2 protein-coding genes are annotated in these 2,036 nt (G+C 27.4%); both read right to left on the reverse strand.

Features of this window, described 5'->3' with window-relative positions; all coding sequences use genetic code 11:
• Positions 1–284: 284 nt before the first annotated feature.
• Positions 285–1,220 carry a hypothetical protein gene (locus tag KKC53_06165; protein ID MBU2598735.1) on the reverse strand — a complete coding sequence of 312 codons (936 nt, stop codon included), beginning with the start codon at positions 1,218–1,220 and terminating at the stop codon, positions 285–287.
• A 164-nt stretch (positions 1,221–1,384) separates the two neighbouring features.
• A partial coding sequence (locus KKC53_06170) for a hypothetical protein (GenBank protein MBU2598736.1) occupies positions 1,385–2,036 on the reverse strand: 652 nt, incomplete at its 5' end.

The raw sequence follows: 2,036 nt of genomic DNA on the forward strand, positions 1-2,036 counted from the left end.
TATTTTCACTATTAAGAATTTCGACGAACTAATTCAATAATCCTTTTTTTTGCTAAAATAATTCAATAAAAACAATAAATCCCTTCAGCAAAATGCCTGAAAGGCTTTATTTATAAGGATTTGGTGGAGGCTAGTAGACGACTTTCGCAACTTTTGTATGAGTGATGAAACTGAAAAAGTGTATCAAAAGTTAGAAGAAGTAATCGGGGTCTGTTAAGAATTTAAATAGGCAGAACCTCAATAAAAAAGTTCTGCCTATGTTATTGTCTAGCTCCCCGAGCAAGTTAATAGTCAGAACTTTCAAGAAAATTTTTGGATTTAATATTTAGATTAGATTTATATTTATATGCTTCCCTATAAAAATTATTGTCAACTATTTTATTATAATATTTTTCATCTAAATATACAGGAAAACCATTTTTACTTTTTCTTACGAGATATAGTCTTTTTCGGAGATTCAATTCATTTTTAATATATAATCGAGCAAATTCTTGAATTATCCTCCTCCCTCGCATAATGCGAATAGCATCATCTAAAGAATCTATTTTTATTTTCTTTATTCCATTCCTTAATGTATATAAATGTGCAATTGCTGTTCTGCAATCATGATAAAGGTATTCTCCTATCTTTTTACTTCCCATAGAGATTTTTCCAATATCATATTTTATACTGTTTCTTAATTCACCTTGATTATTTCGCCATATTTTATTTATCCAATTCGTTGGACCACCCTTATATCCGATTTCTAGAACTTGCCAAAAAAATAAAAAAGATAAAAAATCATTGTTGGTACTTCGTGCCTCTCTATACAGGATAAAAGCATCCCTTTGCTTTTCATTCTCAATTTTTGGAATTCTCTGGAAATCACATCCACAAGTATATCCATAAAAAGGGGATTTTGGAAATTCAAAGAAAACACGCCTTGCTTTTGAAATTTTAATATCTTCAGAAATTCCTGCTCCATAGTTACGCGAAGGCCATACTTTCATTACCGAATTATTTTCCCAAGCTAAGGCACTTAGGTATTCGGATGCAATACTATATACTCTATTTTCTTCTACTGAATTGTTTTGTCCTTTTATTATCGTTATAAGAACATTACTCCATTTTTTTCTCTTATCTTGAATAAATTTAAATTTTATTCCTTTATATTCAAAATAGAATATATTTTTCCAAAAAATATCATTATTATCGAATCCGATATGCATTAAATAAGCCATTCAATAGAATACTCCTTAAAATTTTCAATTTTTCTAATTTATTTATTTCTATACAAGTATTAAAAATCTTTCTTTATTAAATAAAAAGCCTTCAGTAAAATGCCAAAGGGCTTGTTATTATCTGGCTCTCTCTATTTGATATATTCAGAAAATACAAAAAATATTTAGACATGTAAATAAATATAAAGATACAACAACATTACAAAAATACCGTCCGCAATTTCTACTTTATTTAAAGCATGTTGATTTTGCAAATACTTAAAAATATATTTTCCATTACTTTCTCTAAAACATAAAAGTCCACTAACTTCCGGATAATTCTTAAAAAGATTAATACCCTTCTCAAAAATACATTCTTTTACTTCATCTATATCCACCGTAATCATAAAATCAATGTACAATGAAATGATATAAGGTATTTTTAATTCACTCGCTAACTTTCTATATTTTTGTATTTTAAGCAAAATAGATTGATGTAACCTATCTAAATTATCTTTATTTTGATCTCTCCAAAAGAAAAACATCCGGGATTTTTCTCTATGCGCTTTGATTTGTTTTTCTGTTGCCTTGTCTATGTGAAAATTTACTAATTCAATCATACAATCACTCTTAGAGTTATTAATCACAACAGACCAATCAGGTGTTTGACCATTTATATTGAATTCATATCTTATTTTAAGATTACTATAACTAAGATATGCTCCTAAAATTAATTCTCTTAATGTATGCATTATTTCATCTGAATCATGAGGATTTTTTCCAAATTTTTTTAGGAATTTTTTTTGATCCTCTTTACATATATATTTAAAACAGCGA

This window comes from Actinomycetota bacterium, assembly GCA_018830725.1.
GTDB lineage: Bacteria > Actinomycetota > Humimicrobiia > JAHJRV01 > JAHJRV01 > JAHJRV01.

Bases quoted from the DNA above. Each gene is read 5' to 3' on its own strand.
- KKC53_06165 (MBU2598735.1), bottom strand. From the start codon at position 1,220: ATGGCTTATTTAATGCATATCGGATTCGATAATAATGATATTTTTTGG.